This is a genomic window from Treponema endosymbiont of Eucomonympha sp. (genome assembly GCF_001028545.1).
In genome coordinates, this window is record NZ_BBPW01000287.1 from 1 (window position 1) to 814 (window position 814).

1 protein-coding gene and 1 tRNA gene are annotated in these 814 nt (G+C 48.0%); one reads left to right on the forward strand and one right to left on the reverse strand.

Features of this window, described 5'->3' with window-relative positions; genetic code table 11:
• The first annotated feature begins 313 nt into the window (after positions 1-313).
• Positions 314-387: transfer RNA gene (locus tag AWU74_RS06580), tRNA-Ala, on the forward strand.
• A 140-nt stretch (positions 388-527) separates the two neighbouring features.
• Here the strand turns inward: AWU74_RS06580 and AWU74_RS11855 are convergent.
• Positions 528-814, reverse strand: a 287-nt coding sequence (locus AWU74_RS11855) for a hypothetical protein (RefSeq protein WP_187150909.1), incomplete at its 5' end; no start/stop codon positions are given.

Genomic DNA, 814 nt, shown 5'->3' on the forward strand with positions numbered 1-814 from the left:
GGGGCGGGAGGCAGGTGGTTATCGCGGGAAGAAAACAAAAACGTGCTACGGGAAAACTGCGAGGGTGGGCGGTGTTTATGTGTTTGACAAATAAAACAAAAAACAAAACAGATACCTACCCCCCCCCCCCGCAGCTACAAACAGCACGGCGGGTTTTTTATGCTCCGACGCCTTCCCGCAGGTTGCAAAGCCGCTGAAAAAGACGCGGACAGTGGTACCCGAACACACGCTTGACAAGTAAAACGCAAAAAACTATAGTAACAATATCTACCTTATAGTGAGCGTAATAAATGCTAAATCTATGTGTAGGAACGGGGGTGTAGCTCATCTGGCTAGAGCGCTTGCATGGCATGCAAGAGGCGAGGGGTTCAAGTCCCCTCATCTCCAATAGCGAACAGTTTCTATGGTTCAATGTTTCTCGACAGAGTAATGGACGTTTTCTTTATCCGTGAGTGTAGTGCTTCTATACCGCTATAGTGTGGCGCACATATGCTGACGCCGCTGACGGCAAATCTTTCCCGAACTTTTTACAAACACCGAATAAATCCGCGACAGGTTGATTTTGTATCGCGGGTAAAGCCGTTGAGCGTAGCCGATTCACGAATGGTTTTGACCCATACAAAACACACTTTCTGCTTGTTCAAAAAGCATAGCGGTTCGCCTTTGCCTTCTATGCGCTGTTTGCTTTCTAGGTAGTGTGGACTGGATAAAGGGAAAGAGGTAAAATGGGAAGCATGAAAGAAAATGAAGGCATTCACCGGCACGATATAAGCGACGAGGCGTGGGAACGGATAAAAGACCTGCTGCCCGGACA